Consider the following 20,747-nt stretch of genomic DNA (forward strand, 5'->3'; position numbering starts at 1 on the left):
TGTAATCCATCACTTGATTCACGGCGCCTTTGGGGCTTACTTTGTACACTTTCGTTCATATTGAATTCCTCAGTCACAGATTATCAGGAGATTTACCGTGGAGATAGCCATTCATGCCCTCAAGCCCAATACCGACAAAGTGGATTGCATCGTCGTCGGTGTTTATGAACACGGTATCCTGAGCCCTGCAGCCACCCTGGTGGATATAGCCTGTGACGGCGGCCTGCAGAAATTTATGGCGATGGGAGACTTCAGTGGCCAGTGTGGGGAAACCCAAATTCTCTATCAGCTACCCGGGTTGGCTACCCAGCGCGTGATGCTGCTGGGCTTGGGCACCCATGGCAAGCTTAAGGACAGCAAATTTCGCAAAGCGGTACAAAGTGCTGGCAAAGCCTTGCAGCAGGCGCAAATCAGCCAGGTCAGTTTTTATCTGCTGGAAACACCCGTTGCCCGTCGCTCACCCGCAGCTTTGAGCAAAATTGTAGTGCAGGCAGTCATGGATGCCGATTATCAGTTTGATCATCACAAGGAACCTTCGGAAAAACCCCGGCGCAGCCTGACCCATCTGCATTTAAATGTAGCTGATGGCGCGGAAGAAGAAGCGGCTGTAAAACAGGCCAGTGCCGAAGCGCTGGCGACCGCACGGGCAGTCGCCTGGGCGAAAGATCTGGCCAATGAACCCGGCAATATCTGTACCCCCACCTGGCTGGCACAACAGGCCGAAGCCATGGCGCAACGAACCGGAATCAAAAGCACCATTCTCGGTCCAGATGCCATGGAAGCACTGGATATGCGCTTATTACTGGGTGTTGCCCAGGGATCCCGTCAGGAACCACGCCTGATTATTCTGGAATACTGGGGAGGAAACGATGAACAGGCCCCCATTGTTTTTGTAGGCAAGGGCCTGACTTTTGACGCAGGTGGCATTTCTCTGAAGCCTGCTGACAAAATGGATGAAATGAAATATGACATGTGTGGAGGTGCTGCAGCTCTTGCTGCTATCCAGGCGGCTGCCGAACTGAAACTGCCTTTGAACATCATCACGGTAGTGCCTGCGTCTGAAAACCTGCCTGACGGCCAGGCCACCAAACCCGGTGATATTCACAAGAGCATGAAAGGGCTGACGGTAGAGGTCATTAATACAGATGCTGAAGGTCGCCTGATTCTCGCTGATGCCCTCACCTACGTTGAACGCTTCGAACCCGATGTCGTCATTGACATGGCCACCCTGACCGGAGCCTGTGTTATTGCCCTGGGGCACCAAACCGCCGCTGTGTTGGGTAACCACGAAGGGCTGGTTCATGATCTGATCAGCGCTGGCAAGGAAAGTATGGACCGCGCCTGGGAATTACCTCTTTTTGAAGAATACCAGGAACAGCTGAAGAGCCCTTTTGCGGATCTTTCCAACGTCGGTGGTCGTCCGGCCGGAACCATTACTGCCGCCTGCTTTTTGTCGCGCTTCACGGAAAACTATCATTGGGCACACCTGGATATTGCGGGCGTAGCCTGGAAAAGCGGCGAAAATAAAAGTGCCACCGGGCGCCCCGTCCCTTTGCTGGTCGAATATCTTCTCAACCGATCCCGTCAAACTGCCTGAGGGGGCCACATTGCCGGCTGCTTCCTTCTATGATCTGCCAGCCACCCTGTTGACCCCGCAGGAGCAAATGCGCGCCATTTGTCGGGTCATCAACAAGGTCTGGCAAGTTGTTGGGGAAGTAGATATTCTCTGTGCAGATTTGGCAACCGCTCAGAGCGTGGACGACATGCTCTGGACTTTTCAAGCGGATGCTTTTATTCCTCATGGACTGGGGGCAAAGCACTCTGTGCGCATACACTACCAACAACCATGGCCGGATGCCTGCGTGGTTGCCGTGTTGTGTGCCTTGCAGAATCTTCCTGAGCCACTTCCGGCGTGTGAAAGACTGGTAGATTTTATTCCAGCCGAGAGCAACGCTCGCGACCTGGCAAGAGAGAGATATAAAACATTGAAGAACATCGGATACACTTTGCAGGTACATACCCTGGAAGCCTAACCGGAGATACCACAATGAATAAACAATCTGATCGCAAGGAACCAGTGCTTGAAGAATCACTGGAAGACAACGACGACGCACCCTTGCTGCTTACCAAGGTTGTACGCGAAGGTTTACCTCCGCAGCTTTGGCGCCATGAAGAATCACCTTTCATGCCGGAACCCAATAGCGAATCCCATAAAACACCAGCACCCCTTGATGCCGGACAGGCCGATAAATTTTCGATGCAATGGGAAGAAGCTGAATCTGGCTCTACAGCCGTCGCTGACACAGAACAGGCTAAAATATACACGCAAAGTGAAGCACGTTGGCAGCCAGCAGAAACAGCCAATCCGCAGCAGGACTTTGAAGACCGCGACCTGGAAGCAGCACTTAAGCGTATGCGCCAGGGACTCATGCAGTTTACCAGCTCCAGATCCGAGCCTACATTTGGAGAAAAAAGTGATTCCGATTTCGCAGATCAATCCATTACTGGTCTGGTCAGCGAACACCTGAAGCCTGCACCAATAAATCCGGAACCCGCTGAAAAACCAATACGGTTTGAAGAGGATATTGGCGAATCGCCAGTGTCTGAAGCCTGGCAACCTGAGCGCATTATCAATGAAACTGCAGAGAGCAATCCCGAACCCGCCGAAGAACCTGTTGAGGAAGTAACTGTAGATGCTACCAGGGTTGAGCCGGAGGCTTCCATTACAGATGCGGCCGCAGATACGGCAATTAAGCCATCCGTCGAAGAACATCAAGAAGAAGAACATCAAGAATTTGTGGAAGGACATCCAGTACAGGAACCCGAGCCATCACCTGTGCCAGAAAAAACTCCTCTTGATCTTGATTTCCTGAAAGATTTTGAGCAATTACTTTTTCAGGAAATAGAAAGACGGGTCATTAACGAGATGGAAGAACAGATGATTCAGCATCTGCAGAAAGTCTGGAAAGAACAGGTCAGTCTGACCTTGATGCGCACGCTGGCGCTGGAAGGCATTAAATTACGCGAAAGTCTTGCCCAGGAAATGCGCGCTTCCCTACCTGAAATTCTTCAGCGGGTACTGCATAATGGCCTGGAACAAATCACCCCCACCGAACCTGACTGATGAAGGCTCATGACTGACCATTTAGACCGCCCCTTCGCCCCCGCCGAAATAGAACAGACCTGTTACCAACGCTGGGAGGAGCTTGGAATATTCCAGCCTCAGCCCGGGCAAAACCCCTACTGCATCATGTTGCCGCCACCCAATGTCACCGGCACCCTGCATATGGGGCATGCGTTTCAGGATACCCTCATGGATATTCTTGTCCGGGTTCACCGGATGCGCGGCGAAGAAACACTTTGGCAACCCGGCACCGACCACGCCGGAATTGCCACACAAATGCTGGTGGAACGGCAGATTGTTCAGGAAGGTGGTGATCGTCATCAGATGGGTCGCAGCGCCTTTCTGGAGAAAGTCTGGGAATGGCGTCATGCGTCAGGGGGGCATATTACCCGACAGATGCGCCGTCTGGGCGCCTCCTGTGACTGGTCGCGGGAACGCTTCACCCTCGATAGCGGTTTGTCACAAGCGGTCACCGAAGTATTTGTGCAACTTCACGATGAGGGCCTCATCTATCGTGGCAAACGTCTGGTCAACTGGGATCCGGTCCTGCGCACCGCCGTATCCGATCTGGAAGTACTCAGTGAGGAAGAAGACGGTTTTCTCTGGCACATTCGTTATCCACTGAGCGATGACAGTGGTTCTCTGGTGGTGGCGACCACCCGTCCGGAAACCCTGCTGGGAGACGCCGCTGTTGCTGTGCATCCCGACGACCCACGTTATGCCGCCCTGATTGGCAAAACTCTGCGTCTGCCCATCATGGGGCGAGAAATTCCGGTCATTGCCGATCATTATGTCGATCCGGAATTTGGCTCGGGATGCGTCAAAATCACTCCGGCCCATGATTTCAATGACTATCAGGTGGGTCAGCGTCATCATTTACCCTTGATCAACGTATTTACCCCAGATGCCCGTATTCGTGACAGTCTTGAGGTGTTTACCAGCGCAGAATCCGTCCCGGCCGAAGAGATTCCGAGCACACTCAGAGGACTGGACCGCTATGCTGCGCGCAAGCAGATACTGGCCCAACTGGAAAGCGAAGGACTTTTAGTCCAGACAGACGCCCACAAGCTGATGGTGCCGCGTGGCGATCGTTCCCAGGCGGTCATTGAACCCTATTTGACGGATCAGTGGTATGTGAAAGTGGCACCACTGGCTGAACCCGCCATCAAGGCCGTAGAAGAAGGCCGGATTCGCTTTGTGCCGGAAAACTGGAACAAAACCTATTTTGACTGGATGAACCGGATTGAAGACTGGTGTATTTCCCGGCAGCTCTGGTGGGGACACCAGATTCCGGCCTGGTATGGCCCCGACGGGCACATATTTGTCGCACGCCACGAAGAGGAAGCCCATAGTCAGGCCAGCCGCCATTACGGGATGCCCGTGGTCCTCGAACGGGATCCCGATGTGCTCGACACCTGGTTCAGCTCCGCCCTCTGGCCATTTACAACTCTTGGCTGGCCGGAAAAAACACCGGATCTCGCGCGCTTTTATCCGGGTAGCGTTCTCGTTACCGGATTCGACATTATTTTCTTTTGGGTCGCACGCATGATCATGATGGGTTTACGCTTCATGGATGAAGTACCCTTCCAGGAAGTGTACATCCATGGCCTGGTCCGCGATGCCGAAGGCCAGAAAATGAGTAAATCCAAGGGCAACGTGCTGGATCCCATCGATTTGATCGATGGAATCAGCCTGGAAGATCTGGTTGCCAAACGCACCAGGGGACTCATGCAGCCGCAAATGGCTGCCAAAATCGAAAAATCCACGCGCAAGGAATTTGCCGAGGGGATTCCCGCCTTCGGAACTGACGCCCTGCGTTTTACCTTTACTGCTCTGGCCACCCAGGGTCGGGACATCAAATTTGATTTGAAACGCGTGGAAGGTAACCGTAATTTCTGCAACAAACTCTGGAATGCCGCGCGTTTTGCCATGATGCAGGTTCCCGAAATCAGCCTGCTGCACGGCGAGAGAGAACTGATGGCCCCGGAACGCTGGATTATCGGACGCCTGCAGCACTGTGAAGCAGTAGTAAATACTGCCATTGATCAGTATCGCTTTGCCGATGCTGCCCACGCACTGTACCAATTTTTCTGGAATGATTACTGCGACTGGTACATTGAACTCTGCAAACCGGTGCTGCGTGAAGACAGCCCGTTTACGGCGGCGCAGCAATGCGGAACCCGCAACACTCTGTTGCGGGTACTGGAAGCCGGTTTACGTCTGCTGCATCCGGTGATGCCGTTCATCAGTGAAGAACTCTGGCAGCGCATTGCACCCATGCTCGACAAAGGCGGTAGCAGCATTGCCGTAGCGCCCTACCCCATAGCCGATCTGCAACGTGTGGATCCCGAGGCCGATGCCGATACGGAATGGCTCATCAATGCCATTCGCGCCGTACGCTCCGTTCGTGGTGAGATGGACATCCCGCCCAGCAAATTACTGCCAGTTTTGTTGCAAGGCGGCGTTGCCCGGGATCGTACCCGTGCAGAGCACTACCAACACTGGCTGTTTGCCCTGGCCCGTTTAATCAGTCTGGAATGGCTGTCAGACAGCGAAGAAGCCCCCCCGGCCGCTCTGCAACTGCTGGGAGATCTGAAAGTCCTGGTCCCTCTGGCCGGGGTCATAGATGTGGGTGCCGAGCGCGCACGTCTGCACAAGGAACAGCAACGTCTGGAATCCGACCGGGGTAAGACCCTCGGTAAACTGGGCCAGGAAAGTTTTCGTAGCCGTGCTCCCGCCGAAGTCGTCGCCAAGGAAGAAGAGCGTTTGCGGGAAATTGAAGCGGCCCTGCAGCAACTGGAGGAACAGGCAGCACGACTGGAGTTGCTCTGAACATGGCGGATTCCGAGTCTCGCCAAACACATTACTACCCCCTCGAACTGCTCTTTGGCAAGGTCTTTTCGCCTTTCGAGCAGTTTTTGCGACGCGCGACAGCAGGTGGAATTATTCTCATTGTCGCGACACTGCTGACCCTGTTCCTCAGCAATTCCCCCTGGCATCAGTCCTATCACCTGTTTTGGGAAAATCATTTCGGCATCCATTGGGGTCATTGGATACTCGACCAGAGTCTGCACCACTGGATCAATGACGGACTGATGGTCGTGTTCTTTTTTGTGGTCGGTCTGGAATTAAAACGGGAATTTATGGTAGGAGAATTATCTTCCCTACGGGACGCAGCCCTGCCCATTATTGCCGCAGGGGGCGGGATGCTGGTACCTGCACTGATATATCACCAAATCAATCCCAGCGGGCCTGCCGCCGAAGGCTGGGGAATTCCCATGGCCACAGACATTGCCTTTGCCATTGGCATCCTAGTTTTACTGGCCTGGCGGATCCCGCGTAACCTGATTGTATTTCTGACCGCTCTGGCTATTGCCGATGATCTTGGCGCGGTACTGGTCATTGCTATTTTTTACACTCCATCACTGAATGTTTCGGCATTGATCATCGCCGGCTTGATTCTGCTGGCCTTGATTCTGCTTAACCAGAGTGGCGTTCGCAAAGTTCTGCCTTACCTGATTCTGGGGCTGCCTTTCTGGTATTTTGTGATGCTCTCCGGCATTCATGCCACGGTCGCCGGCATTCTGCTCGCCTTCACCATCCCTGCACGGGGACGGGTTCGTCCTGACCAACTGGCGGACACCCTCAGCGCCCGCAGTGAAAACCTGCGCGATACCATCATTCACAGCAAACGGCTTGATCCGCTGGTCAACGGCAAGCTCGCGGGCATCATTCAAAGCATTGAACACAGCAGTGCCGAGGCCATTGCCCCGCAACAACATCTGGAACATCGCCTCCAGCCCTGGGTAACTTTTGCCGTGATTCCCATTTTTGCGCTGGCCAATGCCGGCATCAATTTCGCCCACATCAGCATTGAAATGCTGCTCAGCCGGGTCACGTTGGGTATTTTACTGGGACTGGTGCTCGGGAAATTTGTCGGCATTTCCCTGGCAAGCTGGCTGGCCATCAAAATCAGAATGGCCCGCATGCCCAGCGGGGTGAGTTGGCCCCATCTTCTTGGTGCTGCCGGTCTGGCCGGGGTCGGCTTCACCATGTCTCTATTTATCAGTGACCTGGCCTTTAAAGATGCATTGCTGGTAGAAGAAGCCAAGTTGGGCATTTTACTGGCTTCATTGACTGCCGCCTGCGCAGGATTAATCTGGCTGTTTTGGGTAGGCAGCAAAACCAAGGAGTTGGAATGATTCCTGAAGACCTCATAGATGTCGTCAAACAGGCCCTTCGCGAAGACCTCGGGAGCGGTGATCTGACCGCTGCACTCATTCCCGAAGCGCAGACACTCCAGGCCCGCATCATCAGTCGTGAGCCGGGGGTTCTCTGTGGACAACCCTACGCCACGGCCACGTTTGCGGCACTTTCCAAGCAACTGAAGCTACACTGGGAGGTTGCTGAAGGGAGCGCCGTCGCCGCCGATCAGGTGCTGTGCCACCTCGAAGGCCCAGCCCGCGCCCTCCTCAGCGCCGAGCGTTGCGCCCTGAACTTTCTCCAGACCCTGTCGGGCACCGCAACGGCCGTGCATCATTTTGTAGAATTGCTGAAGGGCAGCAGGACCCGCCTGCTGGACACCCGCAAGACCATACCCGGCTTACGTCAGGCACAAAAATATGCGGTGCGTGTGGGTGGCGGGCACAACCATCGGCTGGGGCTGTTTGACGGGATTCTCATCAAGGAAAATCACATTGCCGCCTGTGGTGGCATTACGGCGGCGCTGAGTGCTGCCAGGTCCCTTGCTCCGGCCCTGACCCGCACCGAAATTGAGGTGGAAAATCTGGAACAACTCGAAGAAGCTTTGGTGGCAGGGGCGGACATGATCCTGCTCGATAATTTCGGGCTGGAATCCCTGCGCCAGGCCGTGCAGAGAGTGGCCGGAAAAATTCCTCTGGAAGCTTCGGGGAATATGGGCCTCCACAACATAGCCGCTGTGGCCGCTACCGGCGTCGATTTTATCTCTGTCGGCAGTCTTACCCGGAATTTACAGAGCCTGGATTTATCCCTGCGCTATTTTTAGCTCAGGCGCGGGCTTCTGCATCCAGGCTGCGCAGCGTCTCATCGGCGCCCGCAGCAGCGGTCAGGTCAGCGACATTTTCCTTGGTGAAAAATCCCTGAAAACCACCAAAACGCTGCACGTATTCAATAATCAGGGAAGAGTGCTCGGAAGCACTGGAAAAAATCTGTTTCAAGCCTTCCTGCTCCGAACCGATGACCTGCAACAGAAACTTCTGCCCGCAATTTCGCAGAGCGTCCACCACATAATCAATGTTGATCTGATCCTGGGTGCGTCCGTCTTGCACGCCCACGGCAATGTGATGAAGGCGGGGGCCAAAATTACGCACAAAGGCCTCGGTGGGCGAAGGCTGACCAATCAAATGATTGCAAAAATAAGGATGATTGGCAGCGGTAAACACCTTGGCAGGACTATTCAACACGTTTTCATAATGCACGCTTTTGGTAACATTGGTAGAAGAGTTCTGGTCGGGAATATCGTAAGAACCCCAGTAGTAATAACTGGACAGAGTCAGATATTCGAGAATGGCGGCTTCCCGGTTCTGACTGTATACCCGGGTTGCCAGATGATCGATGGGCAGCAGTAATTGCTCCAGACCCAGTTGTTCTCGTAACACTTTGGCTTGTTCAAAAGCCACCTGCATATCATCGCGAATGGAAGACACGCCGAGGGAATAAACGCGGATGTCATCATCAGGCCGTTCCCAGTAACCGACAATATTGTGGGTATAGGGAGAAGGTTTGACGATAACCATATTGCCCGGCAACTCCAGGTGCCGCACCTGCTCCTGATTAAAAAACCGAACTTCGCGGTTTTTTTGTACGGCAACTACTTCATGGAGATTTTTGACCTGAAAGACTTCTCCCATGTATCGCGAGTTGGGACGCTTGGCCCCCACTGGATACACCTCGTTCAGGCTGCGGAAAATACCATGCAGATTGGGATCTTTCACTTCACGAATCAACACATCTGGCGCATTCATATCAATGCGGAGAATGTGGGTGGAATGCTGATCGGTTTCGAGGGTGACCAGATAATTGTAAGGCGTCATCAAACACAATTCATGCACATAAGCGGCAGAATGTCCCGGCTCTACCGTAATCATCAGCGCATCGATGCGGCCAATATTTTCCGTAAGCCCCTGGCGATCGCGATCTTCCAACAGGCGCCCTAACCATTCTTCAAAAAAAGCCGAATTCTGCTTGTCACCCTGCCGCTGAAAATCTATTGATGCTTTCATCCACCACCCCGATTCGCCTTCACACGCTACTTGTCAGTTTAACGCGCTTAACTCATTTTCCCAAACCGGACGTATGCTTTATTGACAAGATACCGTTTGGTCGGTATCTTCCAAGCTTATGATGACTATGAGCCAACGTAAAACGCGCAATCCCGAACAGACCCGCAACGATCTTCTGGATGCTGCTTACCACGAAATTCTGGAATCCGGCTTTCAGGCTGCGAGTCTGGAGCGTATCCTCGCCAACACTTCTGTAAGCAAAGGGGCGCTTTATCATCATTTTGGTACCAAGCGCGATCTCGGGCTCGCGGTCATTGAAGAAGTGATCGGGCCGCAACTGGAAGAGCGCTGGTTTACCATGCTCGCCCAACACGATAACCCCATCATTGGTCTGTACAATCTCATTGCAGAGAAAATTTCCCAAGCGGATGAATCCGTTATTCGCTATGGTTGCCCGCTCAACAACCTGATTCAGGAAATGAGTCCTCTGGATGAATCCTTTCGGCAGGGTCTGCAAAAAATCATTGAACGTTGGGTAGAAGTCGTCACACAGGCACTCAAGGAAGGTCAATCCGCAGGTCAGGTACGTCAGGACTCGAATCCCGAGGATATCGCCCTTTATATTGTTGCTTCCATCGAAGGCTGTGTCGGGCTGGGCAAAAACGCCCAATCCATCGACGCCTACCAACGTTGCCTCCGGCAACTACAAGTTTATATTCAGTCTTTAGCGGTCTGATCCCGTAACAATCCCCCCTTCCCTTTTTTCATGCTCGAATAAGGAGGTAGAGTGATGTCTGAAATTCATTCCGAATGGCTACAACTGGAAAATGGTCCCCGCGCCTGGTACGCCCGCCCCGGCGGCAACGGCCCGCATCCTGGCGTCGTCATATTTATTGAAGCTTTTGGCGTAAACAGCCATTTTCAGGAAGTAGCCGAACGATTTGCCAAAGCGGGATACTGCGCCATCGTCCCCGATTTGTATCATGGCAAGGTGTACGAATATGCTGATTTTGAAAATGCGATCGGACATCTTAAAACCCTGAAAGATGATCTGGCCATGCAGGAAGCGGGGCTGGCCATTGCCGAACTGCAAAAACGTCCCGAAGTCATGAAGCACGCTATCGGCGCTGTCGGCTTTTGTATGGGCGGCCGCTTTGCGTTCATGGCCAATGCCGTACATGCCGACAAAATCGGCGCGTCCGTGGCCTTTTATGGCGGTGGCATTGCCCCGGATAAGGATCCGGCCGGACGCCAACCGCTCCTGCATCTGGTCGAGCAGATGCGCGCCCCGCTGCTACTCCTTTACGGGGCCGAAGATCAATCCATCACCCCGGAAGAACATGGACGCATTGCCGCAGCCCTCAGCACCGCCAAAAAGCGTTATACCCTGACGCTGTTCCCCGGTGCCCCTCACGGGTTTTTTGCCGACCCGCGTGACAGCTATCGTCCCGAAGCTGCCGCCGAAGGCTGGCGCCTTACCCTGGATCATTTCAGTCAGCATCTTGGAGGGCAGGCATGAGTCACAAACTGTTCACACCCTGGACCCTGCGCAGCATCACGCTGCGCAACCGCATTGTCGTCGCCCCCATGTGTCAGTACTCCACCCCGGACGGGGTAGCCGGTGACTGGCACATGGTTCACCTCGGCAGCCGCGCGGTGGGTGGCGCCGGACTGGTCATGGCCGAAGCCAGCGCTGTAAGTCCCGAGGGTCGCATTTCTCCGCGCGATCTGGGTATCTGGAACGACTCCCAAGCCGAAGCTCTGGCACCCATCGTCCGCTTCATGAAAAAACAGGGGGCCATAGCTGCCATACAAATTGCCCATGCCGGACGCAAGGCCTCTACTCAGGCCCCCTTTGCCGGCGGCGCACCTATCGCGCCTGATGCGGAACAGGGTTGGCAACCTTATGGCCCCAGCCCGCTGCCTTTCAGTCCGGCTCACACGGTACCCGAGGCCATGACTGCTCAGGATATCGAAAAGGTCCGCAAGGACTTTGTGGCTGCTACACAAAGAGCGCTCCATGCCGGATTTGAAGTCCTCGAACTGCACATGGCCCATGGCTACCTCCTGCACAGCTTTCTTTCGCCCATCAGTAATCATCGTGATGACGCCTATGGTGGCAGCCTCGAAAACCGGATGCGTCTGCCCCTGGAAATCACCGATGCCGTGCGCGCGGTCTGGCCCGACCATCTGCCTCTGTGGGTTCGCATTTCGGCCACAGACTGGGTACCCGGTGGCTGGGATCTGGAACAATCCGTCGCCCTGGCCAAGCAGTTGCAGGCAAGAGCTGTGGACGTTATTGACTGTAGCAGCGGCGGAATGACCCCTGATGCGGTCATTCCGGCTGGCCCTGGCTTTCAGACGCCCTTCGCACAACAAATACGCCAACAAACCGGATTACCCACTGTTGCCGTCGGACTGATTACCGAAGCCATGCAGGCCGAACATATTCTGCTTACAGAACAAGCCGATGGTATCGCCCTTGCCCGGGAATTACTCCGCAATCCTTACTGGCCCCTGCACGCCGCCCGTGAACTGGGAGTAGACTTGCCTTGGCCAGAACAATACGATCGGGCCAAATTGCGCTAAAACGTCGCTTATCTCTCCACAGGGAGGGGTTAAGTGAATCGCCGGGATGGGTTGCCATCCCGGTTTTTACATTCTGGAGCCACAGACTGATGCCTTCCCCCAAAAAACCGGTGACACTCTGGCCTTTGGCTGCACTGGCCCTGTTGTCCATAATCTGGGGATATAACTGGGTCGTCATGAAAGTCGCCATAAGCGACTGCCCACCCCTGCTGTTTGCCACTCTGCGCGTTTGGCTAAGTGTCATCGTCCTGATTCCCCTGATCATCTGGCTGAAAAGACCACTGCGGATGCCCTCAGCCCGCTATATCATTCCCTTCGGCCTGTTGCAAACCACCGGCTTTATTGGGCTTGCTCTCTGGGCGCTGGAATATGGCGGCGCCGGAAAAACGGCCATTCTGGTCTACATGATGCCGCTTTGGCTGATTGTGTTTGCCTGGCCTCTACTCGGCGAGAAATTGCACGGATTACAATGGCCCGCCGTGCTATTGGCCCTGTTGGGTCTGATTGCCATTCTGAAGCCCTGGAGTTTCGACGGCGAATGGACTGGCAGCGTGATTGCACTGATTTCAGGCATTTTGTGGGCCAGTTCCGCCCTCTGGCAAAAGCGTTATGCGCCCCCCGACATGGATTTATTCAACAGTACTTTGTGGCAAACCATTTTCGGCGGACTCGGGCTGATTGTCATGACCTTGTTTATTGACCCGCTGACGGTTCATTGGACACCCGTATTTGTCGGTGCCCTGCTTTATAATGCTATTCCCGGTACTGCTCTGGCCTATTTTCTCTGGGCCTACGCCTTGCAGAAACTGCCCTCGGGAATCGCGGGCATGGGCACCCTGGCAGCGCCGCTGATTGGCGTCGTTGCCGCCTGGCTGCAATTGGGAGAAACTCCGGGAGGCTGGGAAGGTGTGGGAATGGTCTGCATTTTTGTCGCACTGGCTTTGGTCAGCTGGCAACACCTGCGCCCCCGTGAACAGGAAAACGCTATTTTGCCAACGGGTCAGGAATAAATCGAAAATTTTGGATGTTAAAGTCCCTTTCGCGTCTGCTCTTATTCCAGCATTTTGCGCAATTGCTGACCAGTTGCACGCTTCACCGGTTTTCCATCCACAGGCGAAGCGGGACTGCGCCGGTCTTCATCCAGCGCAAAAATGACCAGACGAATCTCCGTGTCTGCGTAGTCAATTTTCAGGCAGGGATAATCTTGCGCCGGGGCATCGCCAAAATGCAGGCGCTGCCAGCTTTCTTCATAGGGCGTTTTCTGATCCATCAAAAAGAAAATGACCGTCTCAGGGGCATCCGCAAATAAATGCAGGGTAATTGCCGCATGGCGCGTAGCCGTACCATTCAACACCGGGCCGGTCAGACGCGGCTGAAACACCTCCAGCCACTGCATGGCTTTCAGCGCCCGCTCGCGCAGTTCGCGCAAATCCACCGCATGGGCAGGTCCGTGAAAAAGCTGCAGGCGGGCATGTAATTCCGATTCTATCTCACTATTATTCGGCCAGTGGTGCTGAGCATCCCCCCCCGCACCCAAACGCCGCGCCGCTTTTTCCTTGGCCACCCGAAAATCCACGACGCCCTCCTCCGCCATGATCCGCGCCGACTCCACAGCCAGCAAACGGCGTAAACGATGGGGTTGCTGTGACTTGCTCATGCTCGGTACTCCGATGATTGTCGCCAGAGACTATTCCGCATAAGATAGCGCGTAAGCGAGAGTGGCGGAATTGGTAGACGCACTGGATTTAGGTTCCAGCGCCGCACGGCGTGGGAGTTCGAGTCTCCCCTTTCGCACCAAATACAGGGTTAGCCGCGCCAGTCAAAAAACTGCCCGCCCTCAGAGCGTCATATACCAGGACGAAGCGCGCTTTGGGCGGATCAGTCTATGCGGACGTATCCCCCCTCAGGATGGACGTAGGATTTGCTGGCCCAGTCCATAAATCACTTTTTCAGAAGTACCCTTGGATGTAATCCATCTCAGGAGATGTCCATATTTGATAGGCCAGCAATTTTCGCTGCCTTCGCCAGATCGGCATCCAGCGTAGCCAAAGGCAAGCCTTTACGCAAAGCCAATTCCAGATAGGCGGCGTCGTAGGAAGACAACTTGAAGCGTCTGGCTAGATTTAAAGTGTCGCTCAAAGCGTGTGTCACCATCGCTTGATCGGTCATGATGTTGAGCCGCTCCAGGATGGCAATGAAATATCGCGAGTTCACCTCGGTGACTATACCCTTGGACTCTAACTTGGCGATGAAATTAGCCACTTCAAGCGACCATAATGGGGGTACCAGAGCCTGCGATTCCTTCAGTCTCCTGAGAACCGCACGGGCATAATCAACACCCGCCGGATTAGTTTCAGGCACCAACCAGATCATGGCGACAGAAGCATCCAGAACAAAACTCACGCACGGCCCTCGTTGATGAGCGCCTTAACATCAACGGCACCAACCAGGTTGTTATTGGTCTGCATAAAGGAGAGCATATCATCGACAGCGGTCACGGTATCCTGATGCAAATTGCATTCTGCGGGCACAAGATCAGCTACGGCCTCGCCACGTAAAGTAATGGTGTAGCGGTTACCAGCCTGGACGCCGCGCAGCAACTCCGGCAGTTTTGTCTTTGCTTCATAGGATCCGACTTCGATGTTCATGAAAAACCTCCCGCGAATACAGACCAGCATATAGACTGGTCGCTTTTATTGCAAGTTACAGACAAGTTAAATAAAGGGAACCTCGAATAACAAAGTTTCGCGAAGCAAGACTAACAGGGCCTTAGCTCGACTGCATACATTACTTTGTGGTGACGGGATACCAACAGGAGGTTTTTGGAGTTCACTTGGGCGAGTTTTGGGCAAAGTGCCAGAAATCAGTGTGCAACCAGCACTGCAATTCATTTATTTGCTGGAGGTTGAGTTGATCAGACCAGCGGGTTGTCAATCCGATGGTCTGAATAATAGTCGTTACAGAGTAACGAAAAGGCGCGACTGATCACGTGTTCTCAAAACCTGCCATGTAGAGTATGAAATCAAGCCTGAACCGCCGCCTCGCCCGCGATCTGGAAATTGATTTAGCCGGAGCCGTCCTGGCGGTAGATTTACTGGAAAGCTTGCGACATTAGTTTCGACCCAGGCGGAATAACTCAGAAGGCAGAACATGACCCAACATGGCAAGAACAATCAATACTAAACCCCATTGTGCCAATGTGCCTGGAAGCGCCTCACCCAGCCAAAATATCGATCCTAAAACTGCAAACAATACTTCCCCAGCTTGGGTAGCCTCCACGGCAGCAAGACGATCAGGCCAAGGGTACATTGAGCGGGTTGCATAATAGAACAGCCCCGTAGCCACGACACCAGAGCTGACAGCAATCAGCGCAGCAAGGCCAACCTGCTGCAACGGGGGCCAGCCGTACTCAGTCTGCCCCCAAATACCCAAAACACACCAAAATGGCAGACTGCCGATGGTCATCCCCAGCATGCGGTCCATGGAACCCACAGCCGGATCTATTCTGCTGATAATCATCCGATTACCCAAGGGATAGGCAAAACAGGCCAGCAGTACCGGTAGAGCAATAAACAAGCTATCATGAAAAGTCGTTGTCATGAGATGATCCCACAAAATCAATAGCACCCCAAACAGCATTGCCAGTGATATGACAAAAGAACGCCAGGGAAAGCGTCTTGGACATGTTTCCGAATCGTGATTCCGACTGATCAATCCATCCAAGAGCATTCCGGCAAGAATCGTAATTTGCCATAATCCCGCAACTAACCAAGCTGGCCCATAAAAAGCGGCTAAGGTCAAAGGTGCATAAAAAAGACCAAAACCCACCGTTCCCCAAAGCATCCAAAGTATGGGGCGCTTTTTCAGTGAATCCAGCAACGGTCGCTTATTTTTTACAAACAGGAATATAACCAAAAGAATGGGCAGTGTGATCAAATAACGTAGGGAAGCAGACCATTGCCAACTGTAACCAGCGTTGTCCAGAGCTTTATTCAGTACAAAGGTCACACTGAAAAATAAGGATGAAAGTAATCCCGCGCTGATCGCCAGAGAAAATGAATGCTTGAATTTTTTATCAAACACTTTCCACCCTTTTACCTATTGATATTATTAACTCTTTTTAACAGACGCAATGCATCATTATGTCTCATGGGCCGGACTGGTCTAGTCCTCAACCCTTTGATTGAACCGGACCAGCCTGCTGACTGGTCCGGGCCTGTATGAGACAAAAAGCAGAGGCCACTCATTTTGTGCTGGATCAAAACAGCTCCAGGCGGTACTTGATGCGGTCTATGCGTTCACTCAGACGATCCACTCGCACACTGATGGTGGCTGTGTTCTCTTTGTTATGGGCAATGTCCCGGCGCACACTCGCAACACTGACCTCCAAGGAACCTAAACGGGTCACCACTTCTTCCAGTTTTCGCTCAATGCGATCTTGCCCGACCTGAAAGCGTTTAATGAATAGCATGAATAAAGCTTCAACCAACCTCACGCAGCAAAAACCTCGGATCAGGCAAGCACAGCGCCGCTCCCGCCCGCGTCAGCCGTTGGCTGTCATGAACGCCGCAAAGTACCCCTAAAGGCAGCACTCCTGCAGCTACTGCCATTTCCATATCATGGACGGTATCCCCGACCATGACGGCGGCTTCGGGTGCCAACGCGTAATGATCCAGGAGCTGTTCGAGCATCAGGGGATCGGGCTTGGAACGGGTTTCGTCCGCACAACGACTGGCACTGATGCGTGCCGCCAGGTGCGGGTTTTCGTTCAGCACCTTGTCCAGACCACGGCGCGCCTTGCCCGTTGCCACGGCAATTTCAAAACCGGCATCCGCCAGGGCAATGACCGTCTGTTCCACGCCAGGAAAAAGTGGCATATCGACTGCCGGGGTGGCAAAAAAGCAATTCCGGTACCCCTCCAAAATGCGGGAACGCAAGTTTTCGTCCGCATCGGGGGCGAGAACCGCCAGCGCATCACCAAGGCCTAAGCCAATAATTTCCTTATATTGCTCTTCACCGCGATCGGCCAGTCCGGCATAGGCGAATGCATGGGCGAGGCATCGGCAAATAGTGGGAATGCTGTCCATCAAAGTGCCGTCCCAGTCGAAAATAATCAGACGGCGATCCTGCAGCACGGGATTCATGATTTGGACTCCTGACGTAATTGCTGAAGTAATCCTTCCATCTCTGCAGGCAACGGAGCCTGGATATGCATGGGCTGCTGATCACGAGGATGCGTAAAACGAATGCTGACCGCGTGCAGGAACAGGCGGCGCAAACCCAGACTGCGCATGCGCTGATTGAAAGCCGCGTCGCCATATTTTTCATCACCCGCCACCGGGTGTTCTATGGCCTGTAGATGAACCCGGATCTGGTGAGTGCGCCCGGTATCCAGATCGGCCTGCAATAAAGCCGCACCTGGGAAATGCTCCAGCAACGTAAACCGCGTATGTGCGGGTTTGCCGTCGACCGGATCCACCCGCACCATGCGTTCTCCCGATTGCAGGGTGTTTTTGCGCAAGGCCAAGCGCACAGAGCGCGTTTTGTCTTTCCAGTCACCCAGGGTCAGGGTTAGATATTGTTTTTCCATCTGCCCCTGGCGCAAGGCCTCATGCAGCGCCCGCAATGCCGAGCGCTTTTTGCTGAGCACCAGACAACCGGAAGTATCGCGATCCAGGCGATGCACCAGTTCCAGTTCGCGGGCTTCAGGCCGCAGTTGGCGCAGGGCTTCAATAATTCCCCAGCTCAAACCGGAACCGCCATGAACTGCGAGACCACTGGGTTTGTTCAGTACCAGCACATGGCTGTCTTCAAAAAGAACCGCCGATTCCAGTTGTCCGCGCAGATGGGCAGGAAGAATGGCCGGATCACTCGGCTCAGCAACGCGCACCGGCGGCAGGCGCAGCACATCGCCAACAGCAATGTGGTAATGTGGCCGCGCCCGGCCTTTATTGACCCGCACTTCGCCACTACGAAGGATTTTGTAGATGTGGGAACGGGGCACGCCCTTCATGACCCGCAGGAGGAAATTGTCGAGACGCTGGCCCGCATCCGCATCGGTCACCAGCCACTGTCGCACTCCGTTTTCCGCCATATTTTCACCGCCCCTGCATTTTTTCGATTGCGATTCTATTCTTTTATGGCATATATTGCGACTGAGGACGCTGCGCTAACAGAGTGCGGCCCCCATTTTAGCATCGAAGGGCAAGCCTTTCGGTCCCAATTACAAACGCTGCGCTCCCCGGCCTGCTTGATTGAGCATGTGGGTTGAGCGCCGGAGAAAGAAGAACTTATGAAAAGGATGTTGATTAACGCTACCCATGCAGAGGAGTTGCGGGTGGCTTTGGTAGATGGTCAAAAACTCCTCGACCTGGATATTGAACGCGCCTACAAGGAACAAAAAAAGAGCAACATCTACAAGGGCAGAATCACCCGCGTAGAGCCCAGTCTGGAGGCGGCTTTTGTCGATTATGGGGCCGAACGTCACGGCTTTCTGCCGCTCAAGGAAATTGCCCGGGAATACTTCCAGCAGCAGGAATCCGGCCAGGGCCGCAAACGTATTCAAGAGCTGATTCGCGAAGGTCAGGAAGTCATTGTTCAGGTGGACAAGGAAGAGCGCTCCAGCAAGGGTGCTGCCCTCACCACCTTCGTCAGTCTGGCCGGTCGCTATCTGGTCCTGATGCCCAATAATCCCAGGGCGGGCGGCGTTTCCCGACGCATTGAGGGCGATGATCGCACCCAGATTCGTCAGCACCTTCAACTTCTCGATATTCCCGAAAATATGGGTGTTATTGCCCGTACTGCCGGTATTGGTCAAGAACTTGAGGCGCTGCATCGTGATCTCGAATATCTGAAACAAATCTGGCAGGCCATTGTCGATACAGCCGCACCCCGTGCCGCCCCTTTTCTGATTTACCAGGAAGGAAATGTGGTCGTCCGGGCCCTGCGCGATCATTTTTCGGAAGATTTTGGTGAAGTCCTCATTGATGAGGAAGGGGCCTATAACGCTGCCGTACAGTTTATGGGCGCCATGATGCCGAAAATGGTGCACCGCCTGAAACATTACGATAACGACGTGCCCCTCTTCAGCCGCTATCAAATTGAACAGCAGATTGAATCGGCATTCAGTCGGGAAGTGCGGCTGGAGTCGGGCGGAGCCATTGTCATTGATCATACCGAGGCACTGGTTGCCGTGGACGTCAATTCCGGCCGCTCCACCAAGGGTCAGGATATTGCCGAAACCGCTTTCCGTACCAATCTGGAAGCGGCGGAAGAAATTGCTCGTCAAATCCGTCTGCGGGATCTGGGCGGCCTGATTGTGGTGGACTTCATTGATATGGAGTCTCCTAAACATCAACGTGAAGTGGAAGGCAAGCTCAAGGAAGCCCTCAAGCTGGATCGGGCGCGCGTACAGCTCGGCCGTATTTCCCGCTTTGGTTTGATGGAAATGTCTCGGCAGCGGCTGGGAGCCAGTCTGGAAGAAGCGTCTTCGGAACCCTGCCCGCGTTGTAATGGTACGGGTCAGATTCGCGGCTGTGAGGCAACCAGCATGCATGTGCTGCGCTTGCTGCAGGAAGAATGCATGAAACCCGGGCCGGCTGAAGTACAGTGTGAAGTACCGGTAGATGTGGCTGTCTATCTGCTCAACGAGAAACGTCTACCGATTCTCGAACTTGAGGCAAAAACAGAAACCCGCATTGTCATTATTCCCAAGCCGGAGTTGGTTACACCGCACTACAACATTGAGCGCACCCGCATGGAGGCGAGCGCCACGCGGACTTTGCCACAAAATCTGAACAATGCTTTACCCGCACGTCCCAGCCGCCCTGGTACCGAATCTGCGGCGCTCAGTCCGCTGACTGCGCCACCACCGCCCGACGTGCTTCCCCCGCTCCGCACTCCGGCGCCAGCAGCCAAAAGCAAAAATACTGGCAGCAGCAACAAGGCTGCCGCGCCCGAAGAGGGGATTCTCGCCCGTCTGGTACGCGCTTTGGTATCGCGTTATGTCCCGGTGGACGCAGCTACCTTTCTGGCAGAAAGTAATGGCGGTGAAACGCCGCCTGCTCCTGAAGAGGAAATAGTCGAAGAAAATTCCGGCGAAGAAAACCGGGGCCGCCGTCGGCGGCGCGGAGGTCGGCGGGCCAGAGCCCGGCGTTCGACCCAGGGTAATCCAGGAGAGAACGAAAACGCTCAGGAAATGGAGGCCGGGGAAACCACACCGGAAACCACTCATGCAGCGCCTAAAGCAGCAGCCAAAACGCCGGCAAAGCCTGAACAGCCGGCGCCGCGTGAACTGCTGATCTATCCCGGGCCGGTTCCTGCCACGGACGACTGGCATCAAATGCTGGTAGCCACTCCGGTGAGCACAGCAGTGCTTAGTGAGAGTCTCGCTACCGAGCCTGCTGGCATTGCAGCTGTCAAGGAAGCGCCAGCGGAAGCTCATGAAGAAACCCGGGCGGAAACATTGGAAGCAGTGGAGATACAGCCTGATTCAGCCCCTGAAACCACGAGCTCCATAACAGAGTCCGTCCAGTCCTCTGATTCTGAAGCAGAAGAGCTCTCTGCAGAGCCAGTGACTGCGCTGGCGGAACCTTCTGCCACCGGGAGCTCTTCATCAGCAGCGACGGTAACCAGTCCTGAAGACTGGCATTTGCCGCTGTTTACTGAAACGGCAGCAACAGCGGCTGTTTCAGTAGGGGACGTTGCAGAAAGTGTTGAAGACCCCGGTCAGCAGTCCCTGCCGCTTAACGACGATTAATTCGTAAAGCGGC

The 20,747-nt window shown here is 54.2% G+C and carries 19 protein-coding genes and 1 tRNA gene; 12 read left to right on the top strand and 8 right to left on the bottom strand.

Annotation, left to right across the window (positions count from 1 at the left end; translation table 11 throughout):
* Positions 1-97: 97 nt before the first annotated feature.
* Genes BLW97_RS08085 through nadC form a run of 6 tightly spaced genes read left to right on the top strand, consistent with a single transcriptional unit; the run spans position 98 to position 8,150 of the window.
* The gene (locus BLW97_RS08085) at positions 98-1,597 is read left to right on the top strand and encodes a leucyl aminopeptidase (protein WP_075322889.1); all 1,500 of its coding nucleotides are present in this window, start codon (positions 98-100) and stop codon (positions 1,595-1,597) included.
* Between the two features lie 10 nt (positions 1,598-1,607).
* A complete protein-coding gene (locus tag BLW97_RS08090) occupies positions 1,608-2,033 on the top strand; it encodes a DNA polymerase III subunit chi (protein WP_075322890.1) in 426 nt (141 codons plus the stop codon).
* Positions 2,034-2,047: 14 nt separating this feature from the next.
* Positions 2,048-3,124, top strand: a complete 1,077-nt coding sequence (locus tag BLW97_RS20010) for a hypothetical protein (RefSeq protein ID WP_242947769.1) — start codon at positions 2,048-2,050, stop codon at positions 3,122-3,124.
* Between the two features lie 9 nt (positions 3,125-3,133).
* Positions 3,134-5,956: a valine--tRNA ligase gene (locus BLW97_RS08100; protein WP_075322891.1), complete on the top strand. Its 2,823-nt coding sequence runs from the start codon at positions 3,134-3,136 to the stop codon at positions 5,954-5,956.
* Positions 5,957-5,958: 2 nt separating this feature from the next.
* Positions 5,959-7,326, top strand: coding sequence for a Na+/H+ antiporter NhaA (gene nhaA, locus BLW97_RS08105; RefSeq protein WP_075322892.1), 1,368 nt, complete (start codon positions 5,959-5,961; stop codon positions 7,324-7,326).
* On the top strand, positions 7,323-8,150 hold the full coding sequence (gene nadC, locus BLW97_RS08110; protein WP_075322893.1) for a carboxylating nicotinate-nucleotide diphosphorylase: 828 nt from the start codon (positions 7,323-7,325) through the stop codon (positions 8,148-8,150). Before nhaA ends, nadC begins: the two co-directional genes overlap by 4 nt.
* Before the next feature lies 1 nt (position 8,151).
* Here nadC and BLW97_RS08115 read toward each other — a convergent pair whose 3' ends face one another.
* A complete protein-coding gene (locus BLW97_RS08115) occupies positions 8,152-9,387 on the bottom strand; it encodes a hypothetical protein (protein ID WP_075322894.1) in 1,236 nt (411 codons plus the stop codon).
* A 127-nt stretch (positions 9,388-9,514) separates the two neighbouring features.
* Here BLW97_RS08115 and BLW97_RS08120 point away from each other — a divergent pair, with 127 nt between their 5' ends.
* The 4 genes from BLW97_RS08120 to BLW97_RS08135 all read left to right on the top strand — a co-directional run bounded on the left by BLW97_RS08120 (position 9,515) and on the right by BLW97_RS08135 (position 12,986).
* Positions 9,515-10,123 carry a TetR/AcrR family transcriptional regulator gene (locus BLW97_RS08120; RefSeq protein WP_010638608.1) on the top strand — a complete coding sequence of 203 codons (609 nt, stop codon included), beginning with the start codon at positions 9,515-9,517 and terminating at the stop codon, positions 10,121-10,123.
* Between the two features lie 54 nt (positions 10,124-10,177).
* Positions 10,178-10,906 (top strand): dienelactone hydrolase family protein, encoded by a 729-nt coding sequence (locus BLW97_RS08125; RefSeq protein WP_075322895.1) that lies wholly within the window; start codon positions 10,178-10,180, stop codon positions 10,904-10,906.
* Positions 10,903-11,976 carry an NADH:flavin oxidoreductase/NADH oxidase gene (locus BLW97_RS08130; protein ID WP_075322896.1) on the top strand — a complete coding sequence of 358 codons (1,074 nt, stop codon included), beginning with the start codon at positions 10,903-10,905 and terminating at the stop codon, positions 11,974-11,976. Before BLW97_RS08125 ends, BLW97_RS08130 begins: the two co-directional genes overlap by 4 nt.
* Positions 11,977-12,065: 89 nt before the next feature.
* Positions 12,066-12,986 (top strand): DMT family transporter, encoded by a 921-nt coding sequence (locus tag BLW97_RS08135; RefSeq protein WP_031575289.1) that lies wholly within the window; start codon positions 12,066-12,068, stop codon positions 12,984-12,986.
* Positions 12,987-13,027: 41 nt separating this feature from the next.
* Here the strand turns inward: BLW97_RS08135 and BLW97_RS08140 are convergent, their stop codons facing one another.
* The gene (locus tag BLW97_RS08140; protein ID WP_075322897.1) at positions 13,028-13,633 is read right to left on the bottom strand and encodes a nucleotidyltransferase; all 606 of its coding nucleotides are present in this window, start codon (positions 13,631-13,633) and stop codon (positions 13,028-13,030) included.
* A gap of 55 nt (positions 13,634-13,688) precedes the next feature.
* Here BLW97_RS08140 and BLW97_RS08145 point away from each other — a divergent pair.
* Positions 13,689-13,773: transfer RNA gene (locus BLW97_RS08145), tRNA-Leu, on the top strand.
* Positions 13,774-13,953: 180 nt separating this feature from the next.
* On the opposite strand, the gene BLW97_RS08150 is transcribed toward BLW97_RS08145, so the two are convergent.
* From BLW97_RS08150 to rluC, 6 genes are all read right to left on the bottom strand, one after another.
* On the bottom strand, positions 13,954-14,379 hold the full coding sequence (locus tag BLW97_RS08150; RefSeq protein ID WP_010638603.1) for a type II toxin-antitoxin system VapC family toxin: 426 nt from the start codon (positions 14,377-14,379) through the stop codon (positions 13,954-13,956).
* Complete coding sequence (locus BLW97_RS08155; RefSeq protein WP_010638602.1) at positions 14,376-14,624, bottom strand: type II toxin-antitoxin system Phd/YefM family antitoxin; 249 nt, start codon at positions 14,622-14,624, stop codon at positions 14,376-14,378. Before BLW97_RS08155 ends, BLW97_RS08150 begins: the two co-directional genes overlap by 4 nt.
* Positions 14,625-15,087: 463 nt before the next feature.
* On the bottom strand, positions 15,088-16,059 hold the full coding sequence (locus BLW97_RS08160) for a DMT family transporter (protein ID WP_077218321.1): 972 nt from the start codon (positions 16,057-16,059) through the stop codon (positions 15,088-15,090).
* 175 nt (positions 16,060-16,234) lie between these two features.
* Complete coding sequence (locus tag BLW97_RS08165) at positions 16,235-16,447, bottom strand: hypothetical protein (protein WP_143214864.1); 213 nt, start codon at positions 16,445-16,447, stop codon at positions 16,235-16,237.
* A gap of 10 nt (positions 16,448-16,457) precedes the next feature.
* A complete protein-coding gene (locus BLW97_RS08170; RefSeq protein ID WP_075322899.1) occupies positions 16,458-17,120 on the bottom strand; it encodes an HAD family hydrolase in 663 nt (220 codons plus the stop codon).
* Positions 17,117-18,070, bottom strand: a complete 954-nt coding sequence (rluC, locus tag BLW97_RS08175) for a 23S rRNA pseudouridine(955/2504/2580) synthase RluC (protein ID WP_075322900.1) — start codon at positions 18,068-18,070, stop codon at positions 17,117-17,119. Before rluC ends, BLW97_RS08170 begins: the two co-directional genes overlap by 4 nt.
* 198 nt (positions 18,071-18,268) lie before the next feature.
* Between rluC and BLW97_RS08180 the strand changes: the two genes are divergently transcribed.
* The gene (locus BLW97_RS08180) at positions 18,269-20,734 is read left to right on the top strand and encodes an Rne/Rng family ribonuclease (RefSeq protein ID WP_242947770.1); all 2,466 of its coding nucleotides are present in this window, start codon (positions 18,269-18,271) and stop codon (positions 20,732-20,734) included.
* The last annotated feature ends 13 nt before the right edge of the window (positions 20,735-20,747 follow it).

Source organism: Acidithiobacillus albertensis, from assembly GCF_001931655.1.
Lineage (GTDB): Bacteria > Pseudomonadota > Gammaproteobacteria > Acidithiobacillales > Acidithiobacillaceae > Acidithiobacillus > Acidithiobacillus thiooxidans.

Coding starts and splice junctions, on each gene's coding strand:
- BLW97_RS08140 (WP_075322897.1), bottom strand. CDS start 13,633: ATGAGCAAGTCACAGCAACCCCATCGTTTACGCCGTTTGCTGGCTGTG.
- BLW97_RS08170 (WP_075322899.1), bottom strand. CDS start 17,120: ATGAATCCCGTGCTGCAGGATCGCCGTCTGATTATTTTCGACTGGGAC.
- BLW97_RS08165 (WP_143214864.1), bottom strand. CDS start 16,447: ATGCTATTCATTAAACGCTTTCAGGTCGGGCAAGATCGCATTGAGCGA.
- BLW97_RS08115 (WP_075322894.1), bottom strand. CDS start 9,387: ATGAAAGCATCAATAGATTTTCAGCGGCAGGGTGACAAGCAGAATTCG.
- BLW97_RS20010 (WP_242947769.1), top strand. CDS start 2,048: ATGAATAAACAATCTGATCGCAAGGAACCAGTGCTTGAAGAATCACTG.
- BLW97_RS08100 (WP_075322891.1), top strand. CDS start 3,134: ATGACTGACCATTTAGACCGCCCCTTCGCCCCCGCCGAAATAGAACAG.
- BLW97_RS08155 (WP_010638602.1), bottom strand. CDS start 14,624: ATGAACATCGAAGTCGGATCCTATGAAGCAAAGACAAAACTGCCGGAG.
- BLW97_RS08120 (WP_010638608.1), top strand. CDS start 9,515: ATGAGCCAACGTAAAACGCGCAATCCCGAACAGACCCGCAACGATCTT.
- BLW97_RS08180 (WP_242947770.1), top strand. CDS start 18,269: ATGAAAAGGATGTTGATTAACGCTACCCATGCAGAGGAGTTGCGGGTG.
- rluC (WP_075322900.1), bottom strand. CDS start 18,070: ATGGCGGAAAACGGAGTGCGACAGTGGCTGGTGACCGATGCGGATGCG.
- nhaA (WP_075322892.1), top strand. CDS start 5,959: ATGGCGGATTCCGAGTCTCGCCAAACACATTACTACCCCCTCGAACTG.
- BLW97_RS08130 (WP_075322896.1), top strand. CDS start 10,903: ATGAGTCACAAACTGTTCACACCCTGGACCCTGCGCAGCATCACGCTG.
- BLW97_RS08135 (WP_031575289.1), top strand. CDS start 12,066: ATGCCTTCCCCCAAAAAACCGGTGACACTCTGGCCTTTGGCTGCACTG.
- nadC (WP_075322893.1), top strand. CDS start 7,323: ATGATTCCTGAAGACCTCATAGATGTCGTCAAACAGGCCCTTCGCGAA.
- BLW97_RS08125 (WP_075322895.1), top strand. CDS start 10,178: ATGTCTGAAATTCATTCCGAATGGCTACAACTGGAAAATGGTCCCCGC.